Annotated in this window: 16 protein-coding genes; 8 read left to right on the top strand and 8 right to left on the bottom strand. The window is 63.9% G+C overall.

Annotation, left to right across the window (positions count from 1 at the left end; all coding sequences use genetic code 11):
- Position 1 precedes the first annotated feature (1 nt).
- On the bottom strand, positions 2-973 hold the full coding sequence (locus tag NKI96_RS16225; protein ID WP_352805191.1) for a quinone oxidoreductase family protein: 972 nt from the start codon (positions 971-973) through the stop codon (positions 2-4).
- Positions 974-1,066: 93 nt separating this feature from the next.
- Between NKI96_RS16225 and NKI96_RS16220 the strand changes: the two genes are divergently transcribed.
- Positions 1,067-1,945 carry a LysR substrate-binding domain-containing protein gene (locus NKI96_RS16220; protein WP_352805188.1) on the top strand — a complete coding sequence of 293 codons (879 nt, stop codon included), beginning with the start codon at positions 1,067-1,069 and terminating at the stop codon, positions 1,943-1,945.
- 12 nt (positions 1,946-1,957) lie between these two features.
- Here NKI96_RS16220 and NKI96_RS16215 read toward each other — a convergent pair whose 3' ends face one another.
- The 3 genes from NKI96_RS16215 to NKI96_RS16205 are packed head-to-tail and all read right to left on the bottom strand — an operon-like array spanning position 1,958 to position 6,555.
- Positions 1,958-2,896, bottom strand: coding sequence for a dimethyl sulfoxide reductase anchor subunit family protein (locus tag NKI96_RS16215; RefSeq protein ID WP_352805185.1), 939 nt, complete (start codon positions 2,894-2,896; stop codon positions 1,958-1,960).
- Between the two features lie 3 nt (positions 2,897-2,899).
- Positions 2,900-3,628: a 4Fe-4S dicluster domain-containing protein gene (locus tag NKI96_RS16210; protein WP_023738199.1), complete on the bottom strand. Its 729-nt coding sequence runs from the start codon at positions 3,626-3,628 to the stop codon at positions 2,900-2,902.
- Positions 3,625-6,555, bottom strand: coding sequence for a molybdopterin oxidoreductase family protein (locus tag NKI96_RS16205; RefSeq protein WP_352805183.1), 2,931 nt, complete (start codon positions 6,553-6,555; stop codon positions 3,625-3,627). Before NKI96_RS16205 ends, NKI96_RS16210 begins: the two co-directional genes overlap by 4 nt.
- A gap of 278 nt (positions 6,556-6,833) precedes the next feature.
- Between NKI96_RS16205 and NKI96_RS16200 the strand changes: the two genes are divergently transcribed.
- Positions 6,834-7,733 carry a LysR substrate-binding domain-containing protein gene (locus NKI96_RS16200; protein WP_023669605.1) on the top strand — a complete coding sequence of 300 codons (900 nt, stop codon included), beginning with the start codon at positions 6,834-6,836 and terminating at the stop codon, positions 7,731-7,733.
- 4 nt (positions 7,734-7,737) lie between these two features.
- Here the strand turns inward: NKI96_RS16200 and NKI96_RS16195 are convergent, their stop codons facing one another.
- From NKI96_RS16195 to NKI96_RS16180, 4 genes are all read right to left on the bottom strand, one after another.
- Positions 7,738-8,994 carry an Hsp70 family protein gene (locus tag NKI96_RS16195; protein ID WP_023669606.1) on the bottom strand — a complete coding sequence of 419 codons (1,257 nt, stop codon included), beginning with the start codon at positions 8,992-8,994 and terminating at the stop codon, positions 7,738-7,740.
- A 176-nt stretch (positions 8,995-9,170) separates the two neighbouring features.
- Complete coding sequence (locus NKI96_RS16190; protein ID WP_023669607.1) at positions 9,171-9,962, bottom strand: TIGR02186 family protein; 792 nt, start codon at positions 9,960-9,962, stop codon at positions 9,171-9,173.
- A complete protein-coding gene (locus tag NKI96_RS16185; protein ID WP_023669608.1) occupies positions 9,962-10,885 on the bottom strand; it encodes a sulfite exporter TauE/SafE family protein in 924 nt (307 codons plus the stop codon). Before NKI96_RS16185 ends, NKI96_RS16190 begins: the two co-directional genes overlap by 1 nt.
- Positions 10,886-11,078: 193 nt before the next feature.
- On the bottom strand, positions 11,079-15,053 hold the full coding sequence (locus tag NKI96_RS16180; RefSeq protein WP_352805180.1) for a peptidoglycan-binding protein: 3,975 nt from the start codon (positions 15,051-15,053) through the stop codon (positions 11,079-11,081).
- 479 nt (positions 15,054-15,532) lie between these two features.
- On the opposite strand from NKI96_RS16180, the gene NKI96_RS16175 reads away from it, so the two are divergent.
- The 6 genes from NKI96_RS16175 (at position 15,533) to NKI96_RS16150 (ending at position 24,083) form a co-directional block, all read left to right on the top strand.
- A complete protein-coding gene (locus NKI96_RS16175; RefSeq protein ID WP_023669610.1) occupies positions 15,533-15,991 on the top strand; it encodes a MerR family transcriptional regulator in 459 nt (152 codons plus the stop codon).
- A gap of 272 nt (positions 15,992-16,263) precedes the next feature.
- Positions 16,264-18,072 carry an acyl-CoA dehydrogenase gene (locus NKI96_RS16170; protein ID WP_023821550.1) on the top strand — a complete coding sequence of 603 codons (1,809 nt, stop codon included), beginning with the start codon at positions 16,264-16,266 and terminating at the stop codon, positions 18,070-18,072.
- A gap of 232 nt (positions 18,073-18,304) precedes the next feature.
- Positions 18,305-19,474, top strand: a complete 1,170-nt coding sequence (locus NKI96_RS16165; RefSeq protein WP_023821551.1) for an acyl-CoA dehydrogenase family protein — start codon at positions 18,305-18,307, stop codon at positions 19,472-19,474.
- A 31-nt stretch (positions 19,475-19,505) separates the two neighbouring features.
- Complete coding sequence (locus NKI96_RS16160; RefSeq protein WP_023669613.1) at positions 19,506-20,714, top strand: acetyl-CoA C-acetyltransferase; 1,209 nt, start codon at positions 19,506-19,508, stop codon at positions 20,712-20,714.
- 23 nt (positions 20,715-20,737) lie between these two features.
- On the top strand, positions 20,738-22,957 hold the full coding sequence (locus NKI96_RS16155; protein WP_352805176.1) for a 3-hydroxyacyl-CoA dehydrogenase NAD-binding domain-containing protein: 2,220 nt from the start codon (positions 20,738-20,740) through the stop codon (positions 22,955-22,957).
- Between the two features lie 475 nt (positions 22,958-23,432).
- On the top strand, positions 23,433-24,083 hold the full coding sequence (locus NKI96_RS16150) for a S24 family peptidase (RefSeq protein WP_023681959.1): 651 nt from the start codon (positions 23,433-23,435) through the stop codon (positions 24,081-24,083).
- The last annotated feature ends 1 nt before the right edge of the window (position 24,084 follow it).

Raw genomic sequence — 24,084 nt, 5'->3', positions numbered from 1 at the left:
TCTACGGTATAAGCACGGTTGCGCCTGTCGTCTGCCGTGCTTCGAGCCGGCGATGCGCCTCCGCCACTTCGGCAAGCGGCATGCTTGTGTGCACCGGGATTTTCACTGCGTCGCTGAGGACGACGCTGAACAGATCCTCGCTCATGGCGACAACGTCCTCACGCCTGGCGAGATGATGGAACAGCAACTGCCAGGTGGCGAACAGCGAACCCTTTTGCATCAAAAGCATGATGTCGAAGGGCGGGATCGACCCCGACGCTGTGCCGTAGCTGACGAAGGTGCCGAACGGCCGCAGGCAGTCGAGCGAGGCCGGGAAGGTCGCGTTGCCGACGCCGTCATAGACGGCGTGGCAGCCTTCGCCGTTGGTGACCTCTTTCACCCGTGCGGCGAAATTCTCTTTGCTGTAGTCGATGACATGGTCGCAGCCATTGGCGCGCGCAAGTTCGGCCTTTTCGGGTGAACCGACCGTGCCGATGACGATGGCGCCGAGATGCTTTGCCCATTGCGTCAGGATGAGGCCGACGCCGCCCGCCGCGGCATGCACCAGGATTGTATGGCCCGCCTCGACGCGAAACGTGCGACGCAGCAGATATTGCGCCGTCAGCCCCTTCAGCATCATGGCCGCGCCCGTCTCGAAATCGATGGCGTCGGGCAGATGCACGACGAAATGCGCCGGCACGATGCGTTCTTCGGCATAGGCGCCGAGCGTCTCGACATAGGCGACTCGGTCGCCAGGCGCGAAGCCGCTGACGCCTTCACCGACGGCGACGATTTCGCCGGCGCCTTCATTGCCGGGAATGAATGGCAGAGCGGGCGGCGCGTATTCGCCGGTGCGAAAATAGATGTCGACGAAGTTGAGACCGACCGCCCGGTTGCGCACGCGCACCTCGCCCGGTCCGGGCTGGCCGATGTCGACATCTTCGTAGGCGAGCACATCTGGCCCGCCATGGCGGTGAACACGGATCGCTTTCATGGTTTTCTCCCCTGCGCTGTTCTCTTGAGTGTGAGATAGCGCGTGGCGAGATACATTGTAGACTGATACCTATGACATCAGAGTTCAAACAAAATGATATCTGAGCAGATCGGCCTCGACCTTCTCCGCACCTATGTCGCGGTCTGCCGGCAAGGTAGCCTGAGCAGGGTCGCCGCGCAGACCGGCAAGACCCAATCGGCGATGAGCATGCAGATGCGCCGGCTGGAGGGCCTGCTCCAACGGCACTTGTTCCAGCGCACCGGCCGCGGTGTCGTACCGACTGCGGCGGGAGAGCTCTTTCTGGGATACGCGACCCGCATCCTCGCTCTCGGCGATGAAGCGGTGGCGCGTCTGCAGCAGGCTAGCATTGGCGGCGGCGTGCGTATTGGTCTTGCCGAAGAGGTCACCACGGCCGCGCTTTCGGCCGCGCTTGGGCGGCTGCATCGCACCTATCCCGACATCAGCCTCGACGCGATGGTCGAGCACAGCGTCGCGCTGGGACGGCTGTGGAGCGAGGATGCGCTGGATGTCATGATTGCCCCGACATCCGTCGTCGCGGCCGATGCCGTGACGACATGGAACGTCGAACTGCAGTGGGTCTGCGCCCAGGACTATGTGCTGGACCATGACCGGCCACTCGATCTCGCCGCCTTCGGCGCAACCTGCCCTTGGCGCAGGCGGATGATCGAGGCGCTGGTCGCCGCCGGCCGGGAGCACCGGATCGCCTTGTCATGCCAGAGCGTCACCGGCCTTCAGGCCGCGATCGAGAACGGACTGGGCGTTGGACTGCTTCCGCCCGAATCCGTGCGCACCGCTTCGATGCGGGTGCTGAAGACGTCAGCCGGCCTGCCCGAGCCGCTCACGGTCCAATACGGCCTTTACGCGCACGACCGCAGGACAGCTGCAATCGATGCCGCGATCGAAATCCTGCTTAAGGATTTGCCGGCGGCGCCACGAGCACGGGCCGCCTGACGGCGGGACGCTCTACCGGCCATAATAGAGGGTGACGGTGTGCTTGGCCTCGGCGAAGAACAGCCAGCGCTCGACCAGCATGCCGGCGAACTGGACGATTGCCGCAAGCACCGACATCACCGCTGCGAATGGCCAGGGCAAAGCGAATAAGACAGAAAGCAGCAGCAGGGCAGGCAAGGCGAAAGCCAGCAACTGCGTGATCAGCCGCAGCTTTGCGCCATGCTTGCGCGCGATCCGAAAACCCATTTCCTTGAGCAGGTAGTTCTCCTCGGTGTGCGGCCATTCCAGCGAGCGCACCGTCCCTCCGGCGAGGCCTGTCGCCGTGTTGGCGGTGGTCGCGATCTCCAGCGCGTCATTGTATCGCCACGTCGCCAGCTTCCAGCCCCAGCCGAGCAAGGTCAGCAGCAGGGCGGCTACCGCAACGGCGGTCGGGCTGATGGCGAAAGCCTGCAGCAGCGCGTTCAACAGCACGCTGCCGGTCATCGCCGAAAAGATGAGATAGCCCGGCAGCGTATACGGGCTATGCCACTGCGCGATCGGCTTTAGCGAGGCATAGATCATGCCGGTGGTGCAGACGGTGACGATTGCGCCGATAGTTGCGAGAAACCCGGCGATGGCCATCCAGCCTCCGGTGCGGCCAAAAAACACCCAGCCGATGCCGAACAGCCCGGCGGGAATGAAGGTCGCGACCGACGATACACCCTCGCGTGACAGCCAGGAGCTACGCCATTGCGAAAAGGCGCGCCAGGCGCGTTCGGGCCGGCCAAGATGGCCGGTCGACGACAAAAGGCCGGCAGCAATCAGGCCAAGCGCCAGGCCCATGCCGATAAGGCCGGGCCAGAAATGGGCCGGGATAAAACCCAGTCCGCCAAGCACGCCAAGCAGCGCCAGCAGTCCGTAGCCCGCTCCTGTGGCAGTTGTGAAGAAGACGACGGAAAAGGCTGGATGCATTGGTCAGTTCGAAAGCATGCGGTCGATCCAGCCGAGAAAACCGCCTTCGGCCGTGACTGGCTCGAGCCTTGGCGCCGGCACCGATGCGGCGCGCTGGGCGCGCGGCGGCAGATATTTGTTAGTCGGTTTGTAGCCCATCTCCGGCATCAGGTCGACGCCGCCACGCTCCGCCACCAGTTGCGAGACAGCCGACGAGGGATCGCCGAGATCGCCGAAATGCCGGGCGCTGGTCGGGCAGGCGGCAACGCAGGCCGGCACGCGGTCTTCCTCGGCCAGATTGTCGTTGTAGATGCGATCGACGCAAAGCGTGCATTTCTTCATCACGCCGACATCGGTGTCGAATTCGCGCGCGCCATAGGGGCACGCCCAGCTGCACAGTTTGCAGCCGATGCATTTGCTTTCGTCGATCAGCACGATGCCGTCCGACGCCCGCTTGTAGGACGCGCCGGTCGGGCAGACAGTGACGCAGGCAGGCGTCTCGCAATGCAGACAGGAGCGCGGAAAGTTGACCGTGCGCCCGCCCGCCTCGGTCGTGTGCTCGTAGCTGTGCACGCGGTTGAACCAGACGCCGTCGACATGGCCGCCATAGGGGTCGATGTCGGTCAGTGGCGCCATGTGGCCGCCGGTGTTCCACTCCTTGCAGGCGGTGACGCAGGCCTGGCAGCCGACGCAGGTGTCGAGGTCGATGACCAGGCCAAGCTTCTTGTCTGTATGGGCGGGAAGGCAGGTCATTCCACAGCTTCCCTATGGACGCGGAACTCGGCGCCGAAGCGAAGGATGTCGGGCGATGGCTCGACATTTGGCGGCTGGCTGAAACGCTCGAATTGCGGCTCGGTGAAGCCGGCTTCCTCATCAGAGCATTTGACAATGCGTACCCTGAGGTCGAACCACGCCGCCTGGCCGGTGACCGGATCGGAATTCGAATAGCGTTTACCGTTCGCATCGGCCGAGGTCTGGTCGCCGATAATGTGGTTGAGCAGGAAGCCGCGGTTGCTCTCGGCAGCGTTGTCCTTCAGACCCCAGGCGCCGCGCCTTTTGCCGATGGCGTTCCAGGTCCAGACCGTATCCGCATTGACCCCGTCGACCAGCTTGATCTGTCCCTTCACTCGGCCGTTGATGCTTTCGATCCACACCCAGTCGTCGTCGGCCAGGTCGAGAACTGCCGCGGTCTGGTGGTGCACGAACAGGCGGTTCTGGCTGGTGATTTGCCGCAGCCACGCATTCTGCGAGCCCCAGGAATGATACATGTGCATAGGCCGCTGCGTCAGCGCATGCAGCGGGTATTTCTGCGGATCGACCGCGGCCTCTTCGAACGGGGTAAACCAGAACGGCAGCGGATCCATATAGGTCTCGATGCGCTGGCGTTCGCTCTCGGGCGGCTGGACGCGACCATGACCGCGCGCGGCGAGGCGAAAGCGCTGCATCGGTTCGCAATAGAGCTGGAACACGATCGGCTCGGCCTTGGGGATGAACCCCATCTGCTCTGCGAAGTCGAGATAGGGGCGGTTGGCCATCTTGTAATAGCGCTGGTCCTCAGCAAAATCCTGGTGCCAGAAGCCGCCATTGTTGATGTAGCGCTGCAGCTGGTCGGGATTGACTTCGCCCTTGCCGACAGACGTGCCGTCCTTGCCGCGCCAGCCGGCGAGCGGGCCAATGCCGGGCGTGCGTTCGTGATTGACGATGTAGTCGGCATAGTCGGCATATCTGGCCGAGCCATCGTCCTCGACGAAGCCGGGCAGGCCAAGCCGAGCGCCAAGTTCGATCAGCACCGATTGGAACGGCCTGACCTCTCGGTCCGGTTCGACCACCGGATGGCGGATCGCGTCGCCCGGCCCGTCGGCATGGCTGATCGGCCGGTCGAGCAGGCTGATGCAGTCGTGACGTTCGAGATAGGTGGTGTCGGGCAGCACCAGGTCGGCGAACGGCACCGTCTCGGAATAATAGGCGTCGGAATAGATGATGAAGGGGATCTTGTAGTTACCCGCTTCGTCATGGTCGGTGAGCATGGCAATGGTCTCGACGGTGTTCATCGAGGAATTCCAAGCCATGTTCGACATGTACATCATCAGCGTGTCGATTGGGTACGGGTCACCGGCCCACGCATTGCGGATGACCGTATGCATCAGCCCATGCGCGGCGAGCGGCGCATCCCAGGAATAAGCCTTGTCGATGCGCAAAGGCGTGCCGGCCTCGTCGACCAGGAGATCGTCCGGCCCGCAGACGAAGCCGAGCGGCATGCCGTCGAGCGGCGTCATCGGCCTGACCACCTTGCCGGCCGGCTTCGGTCCCGGCGGCGCCGAGCGAGGGTAGGGCGGCTTGAAACGGAAGCCGCCGGGCACGTCCACCGTGCCGAGCAGCACCTGCAGCAGGTGGATGGCACGGCAGGAGTGAAAGCCGTTGGAGTGGGCCGAGATGCCGCGCATGGCATGCATCGACACCGGCCGTCCCTTGATCGTCTCGTGCCGCCGCCCGGCCCAGTCGGTCCACGCAACCGGCAGTTCGATCGTCTGTTCGAAGGCGACGTGGGCGAGTTCGGCGGCGATCCGGCGGATGGTGTCGGCCGGAATGCCGCATCGTGCCGCGACCGCATCGGGTGCGTAGCTGTCGTCCATGTAGCGGTCGGCGATAAGCCGAAACACCGGCACGCAGCGGCGGCCGGCGAACGTGAAGCTGCCGGTCAGCGCCGGCTTCGCATCCGCATCGGCTGCGTTGACGGTTGTCTTCGCCACTCTGTCCCACGCGAGAAGATTGTTGTCGCTGTCGCGCAGGAATAGCCCGTCGTCCGCCGCACCCGGCTCCTGGATGACCAGCACATGGGCGTTGGTGTAGCGGAGCAGATAATCGAGATCGACGCGGCCCGCCTTGAGCAGTTCGTGGATGAGGGCGAAGACGAAGAGGCCGTCGGTGCCGGGCCGGATCCCGATCCAGTCGTCGGCAATGGCGTTGTAGCCGGTGCGGCAGGGGTTGATCGACACCACCTTGGCGCCGCGCGCCTTGAGTTTACCCAAGCCGATCTTGATTGGGTTGGAATCATGGTCTTCAGCGACGCCGAACAGCATGAAGTATTTCGTATTGTCCCAGTCGGGCTCGCCGAACTCCCAGAACGAGCCGCCGATCGTGTAGAGCCCGCCGGCGGCCATGTTGACCGAGCAGAAACCGCCATGGGCGGCGAAGTTCGGCGTGCCGAACTGGCTCGCCCACCAGCCGGTCAGCGATTGTGACTGGTCGCGCCCGGTGAAGAAGGCAAGCTTTTTGGGATCGGTCCGGCGGATATGCGATAGCCGCCCGGTCGCAATCGAAAGGGCTTCCTCCCATTCGATCTCACGGAATTCGCCCGAGCCGCGCAGGCCGCTGCGCAGCAGCGGCTTCTTCAGCCGCGCCGGGCTGTAATGCTGCATGATGCCGGAGCTGCCCTTGCCGCAGATTACGCCGCGGTTGACCGGATGGTCCTTGTTGCCGTTGATGTAGCGCACCTTGCCGTCCTTGATGTGGACGTCGATGCCGCAGCGGCAGGCGCACATATAGCAGGTGGTCTTGGCGATGCTGTCGGAAACGGTTGGCGAGGTGTCGACACCGTCGCCTTCATCAGGCGCGCGTGTATTGGGAAGCGGCCGTTGCGACGGTGCGGAATTGGCCCCGCGCGGCGCAGCTGGATTCATGATGCCGGCGTGCTTTTGCTACCTGCGAATTTGGCCCGCGTCTTCGGTCCGGGGCCACGCATATAGTGTTCTTCAGGATGATATCGATCGCCGGCCAGCCGCCGCCTGAGGCCACGGGTCCAATGCGCAAAAAGGGATCTGAACCGCCCGATCATTTTGTTGGCCGCGATTTGTTGGCGAATTTTTTCTAACTTCGACTGAAAAAGTAGAATAAAGCTATCGATCCGTCTAATCAGTTGTTCTTGTAAATTCGATCGGAATTGGTTCTTAATGCACACATGACGCTGGACCAGTTGCGCATTTTCGTTGCCGTTGCCGAACGCGGCCATATGACCAAGGCGGCGGAGCTTTTGGGCATCTCCCAGTCGGCGGCGTCGGCGGCCATCCGCGCTTTGGAAGAGCAGCATGGCGTTCATCTGTTCAACCGTGTCGGCCGCAACATCGAGCTGGCTCAGACCGGCCACCGTTTCCTGCCCGAGGCCAAGGCGGTGCTGGAACGCGCCGCCGCCGCCCGAAATGTGCTGGAGCATGTCTCGCAGACGGTCGCCGGCAGCCTGTCGATCGCCGCCAGCCTGACCATCGCCAGCTACTGGCTGCCGCGCAGGCTGGCCTCTTTCCATGAAGCCTACCCGGCGGTGCGCTTAAGCGTCAGCATCGGCAACACCAGGCAGGTCGAGGCCAATGTGCTCGACGGCACCGCCGATCTCGGTCTGGTCGAGGGGCGCACCGAGTCAGACATCCTCCGCCGCACCAAGGTCGACGTCGACAGGTTGATGCTGGTCGTCGCCGCCTCGCATCCCGAAATCGCCGAGATCGCGCCGGGCCGCCCGGATATCACAGGGCTGCGCTGGATCATCCGTGAGGGTGGTTCGGGCACGCGCGAGGTGCTGGAGGACCTGGCCCGCCGCGAGGGGATATCGCTTGGCGACCTGCAGATATTTCTGGTGCTGCCGAGCAACGAGGCGGTTCGCCAGGCGGTCGAGGCCGGCGCCGGCGCCACCATCATCTCGGACCTCGTCGTCGGACGCGCCGTCGCCGAGGGCAGTCTCCGGTCGGTGCCGCTCGAACTGCCGAAGCGTGACTTCGCCATGATCACCCATCGTGACCGCCAGGCAAGCCTGGCCCAGATGGCGCTCAAGGCGCATCTCGGCGCTGAAGCCGTCAGCAATCCGGCGTAAGCGATCAGGCGAACTTCCGCTGCGCATCCAGCGCCAGGCCAAGGCCGACCGAGCCGAACATGTCGCCCTCGATAACGGCGGCTTGCGGCACCAGCGACAGGATTTCACGCCGTGCCAGCGGGATCGCGGTCGAACCGCCGGTGAGGAATACGGCGGTGATCGCAGAGGCCGTTATGCCGGCATCGGCAATCGTCTGCCGCACCGTAGCGGACACCCGCTCGATGTCGGCGGCGATGGTCTCTTCCAGGCCGGTCCGCGAGATCTCGGCGGCGAAATGCGCGCCAGGCAGCGCCACCGTTACATCGGCCGAAGCCTGATCCGTCAGCGCGATCTTGGCTCGTTCGACGAGGCCGGCCAGCGCATGGCCGTAACGGTGCTCGACAATATGGATGAAGCGGTCGACAAGGTCGGCGCGGACGGCCTCGAAGCGGATTTGCCTCAGATGCGTCATCGCCTTGGCAGTATAGACGAGGTTGATGCGCTGCCACGTCGCGAGATCAATGAAATAGCTCGCCGGCAGGTTGCGCTTGCCGTCTTTTGTGGGCGAGAGATAGCCGAGCTTGGGCATGACATGGGCGATGCTGAGCAGCCGGTCGAAATCGGTGCCGCCAATATGAATGCCTCGGTTGGCGAGGATGTCGTCCTTGCGGTCGCGTGAGCGGGCGCGTTGCGGCGAAACGCGCACGATCGAGAAGTCGGACGTGCCGCCGCCCATGTCGACGATCAACGCCAGTTCCTCGCGCTTCACGTCCTGCTCATAGTCGAGTGCTGCCGCAATCGGTTCGAACTGGAAGGCGATGTGCTTGAAGCCTTGCGCGCGCGCCGCCTTTTCAAGCTCGCTTTGCGCCTTGGCATCGGCTTCCACATCGTCGTCGACAAATTGCACCGGCCGGCCGAGCACAACGTTCTCCACCGGAGCGCCGGCATCTTCCTCAAGCCGCTTCTTCAAATGGCCGACGAACATGCCGACAATGTCGATGAAACCGATCTGCCGGGCCTTGATCCGCGTCTTCTCATGCGCCAGCGAACTGCCGAGCACGCTCTTCAGCGACCGCATCAGCCGGCCTTCGATGGCATCGGTGTAGTCGGCAATGGCGCGGCGGCCGAAATAGGTGTGACCGTCCTCGAAGTTGAAGAAAACCGCGCTTGGCAATGTCGGCTGTTCACCTTCCAGCGCCACCAGCCGTGCCTGGCCGTTGCGGATCACGCCCACCGTAGAATTGGACGTGCCGAAATCGATGCCGCCAAATGCCTGGTGCATTGCAGCCTCCTGTCATTGGGTCGTCGCTGTGGCAGGCGTCCGCAAGACGCGCGCCGTCCAGAGGCCTGACCGCTCTGCCGAATGATTGTGCGTGTTACCCGAGGGTTGGGAGGCGGCGGTCTATCGCAAGACTGAGAAAAGGGGAACCCCTTTTCCCCGGAAATGGGTCCTGCGCGTCAATCCCTGCGGAAAATCAGCCTGCCCAGCCAGCCGGTGATCATGGCCAGCGACACGGAGAAGACGCCGTAGAGAAACGAGTAATCATGCGCGACGCGGAAGATCGACTGTTCGAAGCCCGATTTGCGGATTTCGAGCTGGGCCGAGCTTTCCTTGAGGAACAGACCGCTCTTGAACAGGAACGCGCGGGCTTTATGGGTTCCAACCGGGACGTTGGGCGCCAGCCGCACCGTGGCGCGAAACAGGTTCTGCGACAAGAACTGCACGCCGCCGACATTCTCGCTATAGAGGCCGGTCGCCGCCTTGCGCTCGCGCAGCGCCACGGTGAATTCCTCGATCGTCGCCGGACTGTCGGTTACCTCGGCCGGCTGCATGTAAAGGTTGGAGGCGCCGAGCGACAGCTGCTTGTAGCTGTTGGGTTCGGTGATGTCCTGCAGCGGCCGCGTCGTGGCGACGGAGTAGGATACCGGCACGTTCTCGAAGGTCTCGGATTCCAGATTGACCCAGACGCCGAGCACCCGGTCCTTGCGGCGCACCACCACCGGCCGCGGCGGGCCTTCGAGCACGACGATGACGTCGTAGCGCCCCTGTCGCGCGACCAGCGGGTCGGGATTTTCCAGCGAACCGAAAATGGTCAGGTCGGCGCCGGAAAAGCCGGCGGTGATCGACACCGCGTCGGTGGAGAGACCGATCTGGATGCCTTCCGGCAAGGGGTTCGGCGATTGCGCTGCCGCCGGCAGAGCGAGGGCGAAAAGCAAAACGGCGGCCGAAAAAATCCCCCACCGCGGCATCAGTTCAGGCCCGCGGCGGTCAGCGAATAGAGGTTTGGCGGCGTGACGAAGAGATCGATGGCAAGCCGGATGGCAACCGCCAGCACCAGCAGCGCCAGCAGTGCCCTGAGCTGTTCGCCGCGCAGCTTCTGTCCTGCCTTGGCGCCATATTGCGCGCCGGCAACGCCGCCCGCCATCAGCAGGAAGGCAAGCATGACGTCGACCGTCTGGTTGGTGGTGGCGTGGACCAGCGTGGTGTAGGCCGAGGTGAAAATGATCTGGAACAGCGAGGTGCCGATGACGACGTTGGTCGGCACTTTCAGGAGGTAGATCAGCGCCGGCACCATGATGAAGCCACCACCGACACCCATGATCGACGACAGGAAGCCGATGCCGGCGCCGAGCCCCAGCACCGGAATGACGCTGACGAACAGCTTCGAGGCCCTGAAGCGCATCTTCAGCGGCAGCCGGTGGATCCAGTTGTGCTGGCCGGATTTCTTCAAGACCGGCGCCGCACCGCTGCGCGTCGCGCGCAGCGCATTGACGCTCTCGACCAGCATCAGCCCGCCGACGGTGCCAAGCAGCACGACGTAAAGCAGTGAGATAAACAAATCGAGCTGGCCGAGCCGACGCAGGAAGGCAAAGACGAAGATACCGCCGGTCGAGCCTACGATGCCGCCGGCCAGCAGCACCCCGCCGAGCTTGAAGTCGAGCGTGCCGCGCTTCATGTGCGACAGCGCGCCGGAGAAGGAGGAGGCGATAACCTGGTTGGCACCGGTAGCAACGGCGATTGCCGGCGGGATGTTGTAGAAGATCAAGAGCGGCGTGATCAGAAAGCCGCCACCGACCCCGAACATGCCCGACAGGAAACCCACCGCCGCGCCCATTGCCAGCAGCACGAAGACGTTGACGGAAATTTCCGCGATCGGGAGATAGATGCCCACCCGTCAGTCTCGATCAGTTTGCCTGTCGGCGATTGCAGCCATTCCAGGGCATTGTCGCACCGAAAAGCCAATTCTTTCTTGCACCGCCGGGGCAGTGGGATCAAACCCCGTCGCCCTACCGAAACAAAAAACATCTCAAGCAGTTAACAGGCAAATGTATGGCAAGGGCGTCGCGTTAGCGACGCATCTGCCGTTATTTGTGCGCCAGCAGCGCCTTCACCAGCTTTTCGTCGATTTCGCCGGTCGCCTGCATCTTGTTGTCGGTCTGGAAAGCCATGATTGCGGTCTTGGTCTTGCCGCCCATCACGCCATCGGCGCCGCCGGCATCGTAGCCGTTCTTGTTGAGGATGAGCTGGATGTTCTTGACCGCCTTCTTCATGTCGACGCTGGCGGTGGTCTGCGGCGTGCCTTCCTGCCAGGATTCAGGAATGTCGGCCGAGTTGGACGCCGGGTCGAGCGGCTTCGGCTTCCACAGTTCCGTGGCGGCGCGCGCCCGCTCCAGCTGTTCGGGGCGCAGCGCAGTGGCGACTTCGTCGCGCTTTGCAGCCGCATCCTTGTCGCCGGTCTTGGCGACGAGCGCGAACCATTTGTAGGATTCCTCCAGGCTCTGCTTCATGCCGACGCCCTTTGCCGCCAGGATGCCGAGATTGAACTGGCTGTCCTTGACGCCGACATCGGCCGCCGCCTGAAACCAGTGCGCGGCCGATTCATTGTCGGTCACGCCGTCGGCGGCCATGGCAAACAGAACGGCCAGATTGTGCATGGCGCTGGCATTACCCTGCGCGGCGGCGAGCTGGTAGAAGGTCTTTGCCTTCTTGACGTCGCGCGTGACGCCGATGCCCTTCTCGTAGAAATTGCCGATGCGGTATTCCGCCGGTGCGAAGCCGAGCTCGGCCGACTTTTCGTACCATTTGGCCGCTGCCGCCATGTCTTCCTTGACGCCGCGCGATTCAGCATAGCGCGAACCGAGCTCGAACAGCGCCTTGGCGTCACCGCCGGCAGCCGCGTCGCGCAAGGCTTGCGGGCCGGCATCGGCCGGAACGTCTATCTTGGCCACGACAGGTGCTACCGCGGCATCAGCCGGCGGAACGGCGCCGGTAGTATCCGAGGCCGTCGTATCCGAGGCCGAGGGCGCCATGACGGCGGCCGCAGGCTGCGCGTCGGCAGCCGCCGGTTCCGCAGTGGCGGTGGTCGGCAGCATTGCATTTGGCGCGGGGGCCGGATCGGCCAAAGCCATCGGCGCTGGCGCGGGCTCCACCGCCGGCACTTCGGGCGCGGCGACCGAGGCCGCATTCATTGGCGCATCGTTGCCAGCTGCCGGTTCCGTGGGCTCCGCCTGCCTGACGATCCGGGCCGGCAAGTCCTGCACGGCCACCTGCTGTTCTGCCTTGGGTTGGCTGGCAGCGTTGACCGAGGCAGTCTCGACCGGCTGCGAGGCGACGATCGGCGCTGTATCGTTGCTTGCGACCTCGACCGGGTCGGCGAAGAAGGCCTTGCCCAACTGGAGGCCGGCAAGCGCCAGCATGATCGCGACCGCTCCCATCAGGATCGGCTTGCGCCGCGCCTTGAGCAGGTCGCCGATACGAAGCGCCTTGACCGGGCCCTTCATGGTGGACTGGCGTTTCAACGCGTCGGCCTCGGCGGCCGCTGCCTGCGCCGCGCGCCTGGCAGCGGCAATGAAGTCGGATTTCGACGCATCGCCGGAGTTTTGGCGCACCGGCGGGCCGCGCTCGTCGCGCACGCGCTTCATGATGGCGTTGAGGTCGGGCGCGCCGGAGCCCGGCTCCAACGGCCGGTTGGCGAGCTTCGGATCGAGCGGCTCGTCGAGATCGACGCTCGGCATGTCGACATTAGGCCCCGAGCCGGCAAGCGGCGGCAAGTCAGCCGGCTTCTTGCCCCTGAAGGCGCGCGCCAATCCACCGAACAGCGACTTCTTGGCCGTGCCTTCGCCTTTCTCGGCAATCCTGTCGGAACCGAGCGCTGCCTGGGCAGCGGCCGCGGCAGCCTCGGCTGGCGAGCGCCGCACGGGTTCGCTGCCCATGACCGGGTCGCTACGCGTACCCGGATCGCTGCGCATGATGGCGGCGGCGCGGCCGTCCAGGTCGGCCATGTCTCCGGTCAGCGGCAGCGGCTGGTCGATATCCATCGACGGCGCGTCCTGCACCGAAATCTTGGGGGCGCGTGCAGCGCGGGCCCGCCGCGCCGGCTCGGCCTGGGCATCCAGAAGCTCGCTCACCGCCTCGGCCGGTTCGCTGGTCTCCAGCGAGCCCAGACGATCGACGATCTTGAGCAACGTGTCGTGGATAGCCTCGAATGTCCGTGAATTGCGCTCGTCCGAACGGCGCGTCAGCGCTTCCAGCGTCTTCAGATCCTGGGCAAGGCCGGTAACGGCCGCGGTGTTGGCGTTGGAATCTGCCAGCGAGCGCACGGCGCTCTCGGCTGCTTCGCGTGCCGCGCCCATGATGGATTCGCGGGTTCCGGCCAGCGACTTCTCGATTTCGTTGAGGCGCGGGCTGATGTCCTCGAATTCCGGCAGCGGCGTGCCGGGCTTCGACAGGTGAGCCGATAGGCCGGAGACCTGCGCCTCGAGGCTGCGGATCAGTGCCGGATCGATGCCGGCGACCTGCGCGGCCGACGATTCCAGCCTGCTTGAAATGTCTTCGAGCCGGCTTTCCAGGCCACGGATCGCCGCCTCGTTGGCAGGATCGGGAATGCGCGTCTCCATGCGTTGGGCGAGCGCGGTGAAGCGTGCGTCGATGGCGTCCATGATGCCGGCGCTGTCAGCCTGCGGCTGGCGCTGGTCCAGCCGGTCGGCAACCTCGTCCAGCCGCCGCTCGAGATCGCGAAACAGCATGTTGCCCTGTTCGATGGCATCGCCCTGCCGACGTTCCATCATGCCCGACAGCACGTCGAAGCGCTGTTCCAGACCCTGGAAGATATAGTCGGCGTCGGGCATGGCCGGGGCGCGGTCGATCTTGTCGGCGATCATCGCGATCTGCTTTCCGAGGCGCTCCATCGCCTGTTCCGGCAGATTGGCGCGGCCGGCAAGCTCGTCGACCCTGTTCGACAGCGTGCTGAGACGGTCGAGAACCTCGCCGCTCGGACGAACCTGCACGACTTCCTCGATCTGCTGCGCCAGCGAGGCGATCCGCTTCTCGATGCGCTCGAACGGTTCGGGGTCGAAGGAATTGGCCTGTGCGGCGACGGTCGAGGCGACGATGGCGCGCGAAATCTCGTCGAGCCGTTCGTCGATCAGGCCGAGCGTGTCGCCGCCGCGGTTGCTCTGCTGGCTGACGAAATGATCGACGGCGCCGGCAAGCGTGCGGACCTTTTCTTCCATCGAGCGCAGCGACAGCGATTCCGGCAGATTGTGGACCGCATTGCTTATCTGTTCGAGCCGGTCGGTCAGGGCCGAAAATCCGGGGCCGTCGGCGCGGTTGCGCTGGTCGGCGTCGACACGATCCTCGAACGCGCTCCAGCGGCGGTCGAAATCGTCCCAGCGGCGGTCGACCTTCAGCACGCTTTCCTCGCGCGCCAATGTGTCGAGCGCCGTCTTGACCTGCTCGAGCTCGAGCCGCAGCATGTTGACGCTTCGGTCGTCGCTCTTCTCGGCCAGCGTCTGGATGGCGCCGGACAGCCGCTCGAATTCGACGCCGAGTTCGGCGCTGCCCTTGCCGGGCAAGCCGCCTGCCTGACCACCTGATTGGTTGCTCGCCTGGAAGGCCCGTTCGATGTCCTTGCGCAACGCGGCGAATTCGCGCTGCAGGCCGGCCGTCATCTGATGGCGCAGTTCCTCGCGCAGGCCACGCAATTCGCCGGCGATCTTGCCGACCACGGCGACGCTGTCTTCTTGACCGCGCACGCGGTCGATGTCGCGCGCGATCGCCTGATAGTTCTGGTCGAAGCCGGCCGGCGCCGCTCCTTTCGGCCGCGGCGTGGGCTGCGGGTCCTCGTACCAGCGCGGCGGCGGGGCGTAGGGCTGGGCACTTGCGTAGCGCGGCTCCGGAGCGGGCCGGCGCGGATCGAAGCGCTCGGCGGCGTCCTCGCGCTTGCGTTCCAGCCGCTGCTCCAGCGTTTCCAGCGAGCGGTTCAATTCGTCAAGCGTGGTGTTCGGCCTGCGCGGCCTGCCGGCGTTGAGTGTATCGAGATAGGACCGCTTGCTGTTCATCGATGCGTCCGTTTTTCAGAATGGCCGGCTTGCTGCCAGTTTCCCAAGTCCTTGTCGGGAACGAAGGCGGCCGCGCGGCACTGCTGCGGCGGAAGACGAGCTTCCCGGGCCAGGCCCGCTCTCCGAAAAACCGTGAAAAATTCGCTACAGGATAAACACGGGTGACCGACATCCGCACATTTCACCCATCGTGGTAAACAAGGTGTTAACCAAGCTTAAGAAGTTACGGCATTGCTGAAATACAGGCGGTGCCCGTTCGGACCCGGCGCCGGGGGTGCGGCATAAGGTTTCGCAATCCCAGAACGCCCTTGCGTCATGCGGCGGCTATCGTTATAGAATTGACGTAAACGTAAGAGGGGCGCCGTTCGTGCCTTTTGCGATGAATTAGTTGAAACCACGACTGGAAGCATGCCCCCGCTTCCACTCAGGCGTTGCAAGGTCCGAGACCGCGATGCCACGACAGGGGAAAGCCAGTGACTATGAAACTTGTTTCGCCCGGCGAAGCCGCGGCCAACACCAACAATATGTCTGCCGAAGCCAGTGAGGAGCTCGTGCGCATCGGCGAGATGGCCAAGAAATACGGCGTGACGCTGCGCACGCTGCGTTTCTATGAAGACAAGGGCCTGCTCAATCCGAAACGCGATGGGGCAACGCGCCTCTACACGCGCCGCGACAAGGCGCGGCTGAAGCTGATCCTCCTCGGCCGCAAGGTCGGGTTCTCGCTGCGCGACGTCAAGCAGATGATGGATCTCTACGATCCCACGGGATCCAACACCAAGCAATTGCGGCTGGCTCTCGACAAGTCGGAGAAGCAGCTAGCCCGCCTGCAGAAGCAGCGCGCGCTGATCGACGACGCCATCAACGAGCTGAGCGGCTCGATGTCGGCCGTGCGCCAGATGCTGTCCGAGCGTTCGGCCCCGGCCAGCGCCGCCAGCTGATTTTGCTCCGCAGCTCCCGGCGAAAGCTTTGAACTTAAGAGCCGCGCGGCCGCCGCGCGGCTCTTTTTGTTTGACCCCCCTCGCTTTGCACAAAGCCATGCACCGCTCGTGCCGATAGGCTGGCATCGGTAAATTTGTCCCGGCGACAAAATTGACGTTTACGCAAACGTCAATTTTTGCTATCCCGCTTTCAACATTGGCCCGCATGCCGCCCCAACCTCATGTTTCGGGGCTCGATCTCGCGGCCAAGACCCGCATGGTGGAGGAAACACATGCCGATCTACAGGGCGCCGGTCCAGGACACGCTGTTCGTGCTCAACGAGGTGCTGGGTTATCAGCGCTACTCCAACCTTCCCGGATTTGCCGACGCGACGCCCGACGTTGTCGAGGCGATCCTCGCCGAAGGCGCCAAGCTCGCCGAAAACGTTATGCATCCTCTGAACCGCGTCGGTGACATGGAAGGCTGCGTGCGCCATGAGGACGGCTCGGTGACGACGCCGAAGGGCTTCAAGGAAGCCTACGACCAGTATCGCGAAGGCGGCTGGATGGGACTGGCGGCGCCCGTCGAGTTCGGCGGCCAGGGGCTGCCCTATGCCGTGCACACCGCGGTTGCCGAATACATGGTTTCGGCCAACATGGCGCTGATGATGTATCCCGGCCTGACGCAAGGCGCGATCGCGGCGATCATCACCCACGGCACCGACGAGCAGAAGGCGACATGGCTTCCGAAGCTGGTCGAGGGGTCCTGGACCGGCACCATGAACCTGACCGAGCCGCATTGCGGCACCGATCTCGGCCTGCTGCGCACCAAGGCGGTGCCGAACGGCAACAGCACCTACAAGATTTCAGGCCAGAAGATCTTCATCTCGGCCGGCGAGCACGACATGTCGGAAAACATCGTCCATCTCGTGTTGGCCCGCATCGAAGGTGCGCCGGCAGGCGTGAAGGGCATCTCGCTGTTCATCGTGCCAAAGCTGAAGCTCGATGCCTCGGGCAATCCGGGCGAGAAGAACACGCTCTCCTGCGGTTCGATCGAGGAGAAGATGGGCATCCACGGCAATTCGACTTGCGTCATGAATTATGACGAGGCCGAAGGCACGCTGCTCGGTGAGGCCAATGGCGGCCTGAAGGCGATGTTCACGATGATGAACGAAGCCCGCCTCGGCGTCGGCCTGCAGGGCCTGTCGCTGTCCGAGATCGCCTACCAGAACGCGGTCTCCTACGCCAAGGACCGGCCGCAGGGCCGCTCGCTGTCGGGCGCCAAGGCGCCGGACAGACAAGCCGATCCGATCATCGTTCATCCCGACATCCGCCGCTCGCTGATGACCATGAAGGCCTTCAACGAGGCCGGCCGCGCGCTGGCGCTGTGGACGGCGATCAAGTCCGACATCGCGCACCGCTCCGCCGACGACAAGGATCGCCAGGCGGCCGACGACTATACAGGCCTGCTGACGCCGGTGATCAAGGGCGTGCTCACCGACAAGGGCTTCGACCATGCCGTCATGGCGCAGCAGGTGTTCGGCGGCCACGGCTATATCGAAGAACACGGGATGAGCCAGTTCGTGCGCGATGCCCGCATTGCCATGATCTATGAAGGCGCCAACGGCATCCAGGCGCTCGACCTCGTCGGCCGCAAGCTTGGTCTGAATGGCGGCCGCGCCGTGCAGGCCTTCTTCAAGGACGTCGGCGAGTTCTGCGAGGAGAACCGCGCCGACGAGAAGCTGGCGCCTTTCACCAAGGCGCTGAAGAAAGGCCTCAACGATCTGCAGGCGGCGACGATGTGGCTGGTGCAGAACGGCATGGCCAAGCCCGACAATGCCGGTGCGGCCTCGACCGATTACATGCATCTCTTCGGCCTGGTGGCGCTGGGCTACATGTGGGCGCAGATGGCCAAGGCCGCGCTCGGCAAGACCGGCGCCAATGGCTCCCAATCTGTCCACGAAAATGGGGCTTTCTACGACAACAAGGTGGTGACGGCGCGCTTCTTCATGGAGCGGATCATGCCCGAGACGTCGGCACATCTCGCCCGCATTTCCAGTGGTGCGGACACGCTAATGGCGCTGCCTGCGGAAGCGTTCTAGAAATGGCTGGCGTCCCCCTCCCCCTTGAGGGGAGGGTGGCCCGAAGGGCCGGGAGGGGTCCTTGCGTGCAGTGCGCCGGCTGGTTGGCGCTTTGGTAGGAGATGATCGCAATGCCCCAAACCCGCGTCAATTCCGAAGATAAGGTCGAGCACGTCATCGGCGACCCCACCCGACCGCTTCGCGGCCACCCTCCCCTCAAGGGGGAGGGGGACGTTGGCGCGGGAGAAACGGCATGACAAATCCATCAGAAGTGCTCTCTTTGCCGAAGCCAGCCTGGGCGGCGGACGAAGTCGGCATGCTCTACGACATGGCGCATCGCTTCATGTCGGAAGAGATCGCGCCGCGCTACGACGAGTTCGAGAAGAACGAGATGGTCGACCGCGAGAGCTGGCGCAAGGCAGGTTCCGCCGGCCTGCTCTGCGCCTCGATGCCGGAGGAATATGGCGGCTCCGGCGGCACCTTCGCGCATGAGAGCGCCATCATCGAGGCGATCGGCCATGTCGGCGTCGACGGTTTCGGCATCGGCCTGCACAATGCGATCGTTGCCCCTTACATCCTTCATTACGGCTCGGAAGAGCAGAAGAAGAAATGGCTGCCGAAACTGGCGACCGGCGAACTGATCGGCGCCATCGCCATGACCGAGCCGGGCGCCGGCTCCGACCTGCAAGGCGTCAAGACGCGGGCCGAGAAGGACGGCAACCAGTACAAGATCAACGGTTCCAAGACCTTCATAACCAACGGCCAGCTGGCCAATTTCATCATCGTCGTCACCAAGACCGATCCGGCCAAAGGCGCCAAGGGCACCTCGCTGATCGTCGTCGAGACCGACGAGGCCGAAGGCTTCGAACGCGGCCGCAACCTCGACAAGATCGGCCTGAAGGCCAACGACACGTCGGAGCTGTTCTTCAATGATCTGCGCGTGCCGACCTCGAACCTGCTTGGCCACGAAGAGGGACAGGGCTTCATCCAGCTGATGCAGCAATTGCCGCAGGAGCGCCTGCAGATCGGCACCGGCGCGATCGCCATGATCGAACGCGCCCTGGCGCTGACCATCGACTACGTCAAGGATCGCAAGGCCTTCGGCAAAGCGATCATCGAGTTCCAGAACACCCAGTTCAAGCTCGCCGAACTGAAGACCGAGGCCACCATCGGCCGCGTCTTCTACAATGATTGCGTCACCCGCCACATCAATGGCGGGCTGGATCCGGTGACGGCGTCGATGGCGAAATACTGGCTCTCGGACCTGCAGGGAAAAGTCGTCGACGAATGCCTTCAATTGCATGGCGGCTATGGCTACATGAATGAATATCCGATCGCCCGCATGTTCCGCGACGCCCGCGTCCAGCGCATCTACGGCGGCACCAACGAGATCATGAAATTGCTGATCGGCCGCTCTCTCTGAGAGCGACGTCGGCAAAGCAAGGAGCAAGCAAATGGCTGAAGCTTATGTCTATGACGCCGTGCGCACACCGCGCGGCAAGGGCAAGAAGGATGGCTCGCTGCACGAGGTGCCGGCGGTGCGGCTTGCGGCCAGGACGCTTGAAGCGTTGCGCGACCGCAACGGCCTCGACACTGCAAACGTCGACGACATCATCTTCGGCTGCGTCGATCCGGTCGGCGAAGCCGGCTCCGTCATTCCGCGTGCCGCCGCCTTCGAGGCCGGCTACGACAACAAGGCGCCGGGCATGCAGATCTCGCGCTTCTGCGCCTCAGGCCTCGACGCCATCAATTTCGGCGCCGCCAAGATCGCTCAAGGCGCCGACGAGATCGTCATTGCAGGCGGCGTGGAATCGATGTCGCGCGTCGGCATGGGCGCCTCGGGCGGCGCCTGGTTCATGGACCCGTCCGTCGGCCTGCCCGGCTGGTTCGTGCCGCAAGGCATATCGGCCGATTTGATCGCCACCAAATATGGTTTTTCGCGCGACGACGTCGATGCCTATGCGGTCGAGAGCCAGAAGCGCGCCGGCAAGGCCTGGGCCGATGGCCGTTTCAAGAACTCCGTCATACCGATCAAGGACCAGAACGGCCTCACCATCCTCGATCATGACGAGCATATGCGGCCGTCGACCGACATGCAGTCGCTGGCCTCGCTCAACCCGTCCTTCGTCATGCCTGGCGAAATGGGCGGCTTCGACGCGGTCGCCGTACAGAAGCATCCGGAAGTCGAAGAGGTCAACCACGTCCACCATGCCGGCAACTCGTCCGGCATCGTCGATGGTGCGGCCGCCGTACTGCTCGGCTCGAAGAAGGCCGGCAAGACGATGGGCCTGAAGCCACGCGCCCGCATCCGCGCCTTTGCCAACATCGGCTCCGAGCCGGTGCTGATGCTTACCGGTCCGGTCGACGTCACCGAGAAGCTTCTGAAGCGCGCCAAGATGAAGCTGTCGGATATCGACCTGTTCGAGCTCAACGAGGCCTTCGCCTCGGTGGTGCTGCGCTACATGCAGGCATTCGAAATCCCGCACGACAAGATCAACGTCAATGGCGGCGCTATCGCCATGGGCCATCCGCTCGGCGCCACCGGCGCGATGATCCTGGGCACGGTGCTCGACGAGCTCGAGCGCCGCGATTTGAACACCGCTCTGGTGACGCTCTGCATCGGCGCCGGCATGGGCACCGCAACGATTATCGAACGCGTCTGATTTTCGGCCGGAAGGAGAGAGACATGACTTATACAAACTTCACGGTCGACACCGACGCAGACGGCATCGCGCTGGTCACCTGGAACATGCCGGACCGCTCGATGAACGTCTTCACCGAAGAGGTGATGAACGAGCTCGAGAAGATCATCGACCAGGTGGTGGCCGACGCCGCCATCAAGGGCGCGGTGATCACCTCGGGAAAGGACAGCTTCTCCGGCGGCGCCGACCTGACCATGCTGCAGAAGATGCTGGCCGTATTTGCCAAGGAGAAGACCAAGGACCCGGAGAAGGCGGCACAGCTTTTGTTCGACAATGCCGGCCGCATGGGTGGCTTGTGGCGCAAGCTCGAAACGTCGGGCAAGCCTTGGGTCTCGGCGATCAACGGCACCTGCATGGGTGGCGCGTTCGAGCTGTCGCTGGCCTGTCATGGCCGCGTTGCCGCTGACTCCGAAAAGGTCAAGATGGCCTTGCCGGAAGTCAAGGTCGGCATCTTCCCCGGCGCCGGTGGCACTCAACGCGTGCCGCGCCTGACCGACCAGCAGCAGGCGTTGCAGATGCTGACCACCGGCCAGACGCTGTCGCCGCAGGAAGCCAAGGCGATGGGGCTGATCCACGAGATCGCCGAACCCGGCAAGCTGATCGAGACCGCCAAGGCGATGATCAGGAACGGCCTGAAAGCCGTCCAGCCCTGGGACGAGAAGGGCTTCAAGCTGCCTGGCGGCCAAATCTATACGCCGGCCGGCTTCAATCTGTGGCCGCCGGCCATCGCCATCCTGCGCCGCGAGACCTACGGCAATTATCCGGCCGCCGCGGCGATCCTGAAATGCGTCTATGAAGGCCTGCTGGTGCCGTTCGACACCGGTCTGCGGATCGAACAGCGCTATTTCACCGAAATCATGCAGTCCAAGGAAGCAGCAGCGATGATCCGCTCGCTGTTCGTCTCGCTGCAGGAGCTCAACAAGGGCGCCCGCCGTCCGGCCGGCGTGCCGGAGACCAAGTTCAAGAAGATCGGTATTCTCGGCGCCGGCTTCATGGGTGCCGGCATCGCCTTTGTCACCGCCAAGGCCGGCATCCCGGTCGTCCTGCTCGACCGCGACATGGCGTCGGCCGAAAAGGGCAAGGCGCATTCCGACAGCCTGATCTCCGATCAGGTCAAGAAGGGCCGCGCCAAGCCCGAGGAGAAGGACAGACTTCTGTCGCTGATCACGCCGACGGCCGACTATGCCGATCTCGCCGGCTGCGATCTGGTGGTCGAGGCGGTGTTCGAGGATTCGGCCGTCAAGAAGACTGCCACCGAGCAGGCCGAAGCCGTGCTGAAATCGTCAGCGGTCTTCGCCTCCAACACCTCGACCATCCCGATCACTGCACTGGCCAAGAATTCGGCGCGGCCGAAGAATTTCGTCGGCATCCACTTCTTCTCGCCGGTCGACAAGATGATGCTGGTCGAGATCATCCTGGGCAAGAAGACCGGCGACAAGGCGCTGGCCACCGCGATCGATTTCGTGCGCGCCATCAAGAAGACGCCGATCGTCGTCAACGACACGCGCGGCTTCTACGTCAACCGCTGCGTGCTGCGCTACATGTCGGAAGCCTACAAGATGCTGATCGAAGGCGTTCCGGCGCCGATGATCGAGAACGCCGCCAAGGCCGCCGGCATGCCGGTCGGCCCGCTGGCGCTGACCGACGAGACGGCGATCGACCTTGCCCAGAAGATCATGAAGCAGACCATCAGGGACCTCGGAGACAAGTCTGTCGACCCCAGGCAGATGGCGCTGATCAACACGCTGGTCGACACCCATGGCCGCTTCGGCCGCAAGAACGGCAAGGGTTTTTACGACTATCCGGCCAAGCCTGCCAAGAAGAAGCTGTGGCCGGGCCTGAAGGATCTCTATCCGCAGCTGGAGGCCGAGGAGGTCGACTATGAGGAACTGCAGCAGCGCCTGCTGGTAACCATTGCGCTGGAAGCGGCCCGGGTGATGGAAGAGGGCATCGTCACCGATCCGCGCGAGGCCGATGTCGGCTCGATCCTCGCCTTCGGTTTCGCGCCATTCACCGGCGGCGCGCTGTCCTATATCGACGGCATCGGCGCCGGGGAGTTCGTCAGAATAGCCAAGGGCCTGCAGAAGAAATACGGCGCCGAGTTCAAGGCGCCCAAGCTGCTGCTCGACCTGGCGGAGAAGGGCGAGACCTTCTACCAGCGCTTCGATCCCTATGCGAAAGGCGAAGTGCAGAAGGCCGCTTGAGCTAGCGCCCATGTACGTCTGAGGGCGCCTTGCGCGCATGGCCACGGCAAGGCGCGCCGTGACCCTTACGCGGTCGGCAGCGAAAGTCGGCTGGCTTTTCGCTGCCTGCCGACATCGACTTCAACCTCCATCTCAACAACGCCCGCTACATGATGCTCGCCGACCTCGCGCATGACCCCGAAAATCGGAATCGATTTTCGGAAAGGATCATGCGCCAAATCAAAATGCTACAGCGTCCTTGGCGCGTCCGATAGGACGCTTGCCCGCTCCGTTCAACCGCGACCGCCGACCGAGGCCGAGCGGGTTTGCATGACCTCCCACCAGGGATTGCGCAGCCTGCCCAAGGCAGTTTGAGGCATCCATGACGACTTCGCCGCACGCAGCTTTTTGAGAGATCGGGCCGCGCGCCGGTGGACAATCGGATAACCGAGCGTTAGAAGGAAAAGGTATTTTTTCCTGTTTTGAGGAGAGCGAATTGCTCTCGCATGACCGAGTTTGGGCAGCCATCGACGCTCTCGCCGAGCGCTATTCGTTGTCGGCCTCCGGCCTGGCCCGGCGAGCCGGTCTGGACTCCACCGCTTTCAACAAGTCGAAGCGGCTGTCCTCGGATGGGCGGCCGCGCTGGCCGTCGACCGAATCGCTGGCCAAGATCATCGAGGCGACCGGCGCCTCGCTCGACGAATTCACCGGGCTGGTCGAAGGCCGTGCCAAGGCCGCTTCGGGCTCGGTAGCCGCGCAGCGTTCGGCGGTGCCTTTGCTCGGCTTTGCCCAGGCCGGCGCCGGCGGCTTCTTCGATGATGCCGGCTATCCCTCCGGCCAGGGCTGGGACCTTGTCGAGCTTCCGGCACGGGCGACCGAAACCTCCTATGCGTTGAAGGTGCAGGGCGATTCCATGCTGCCGCTCTACCGCAATGGCGATGTGCTGATCGTCGAGCCGGGCGCCGCTACCCGCAAGGGCGACCGCGTCGTCGTCAAGACCAATGCCGGCGAAGTCATGGCCAAGGTGCTCGACCGCCAGACGACGAAATCGATCGTGCTGATCTCGCTCAACCCCGACCATCCGGACCGCGACATCGCGATGCGCGATGTCGAATGGGTGGCGCGGATCGTCTGGGCAAGCCAGTAGG

It is taken from the genome of Mesorhizobium sp. M0292 (genome assembly GCF_040321695.1).
Taxonomy (GTDB): Bacteria; Pseudomonadota; Alphaproteobacteria; order Rhizobiales; family Rhizobiaceae; genus Mesorhizobium.
The sequence above is the reverse complement of the archived record's forward strand: the minus strand, read 5'-3'. Positions and strand labels throughout refer to the sequence as shown.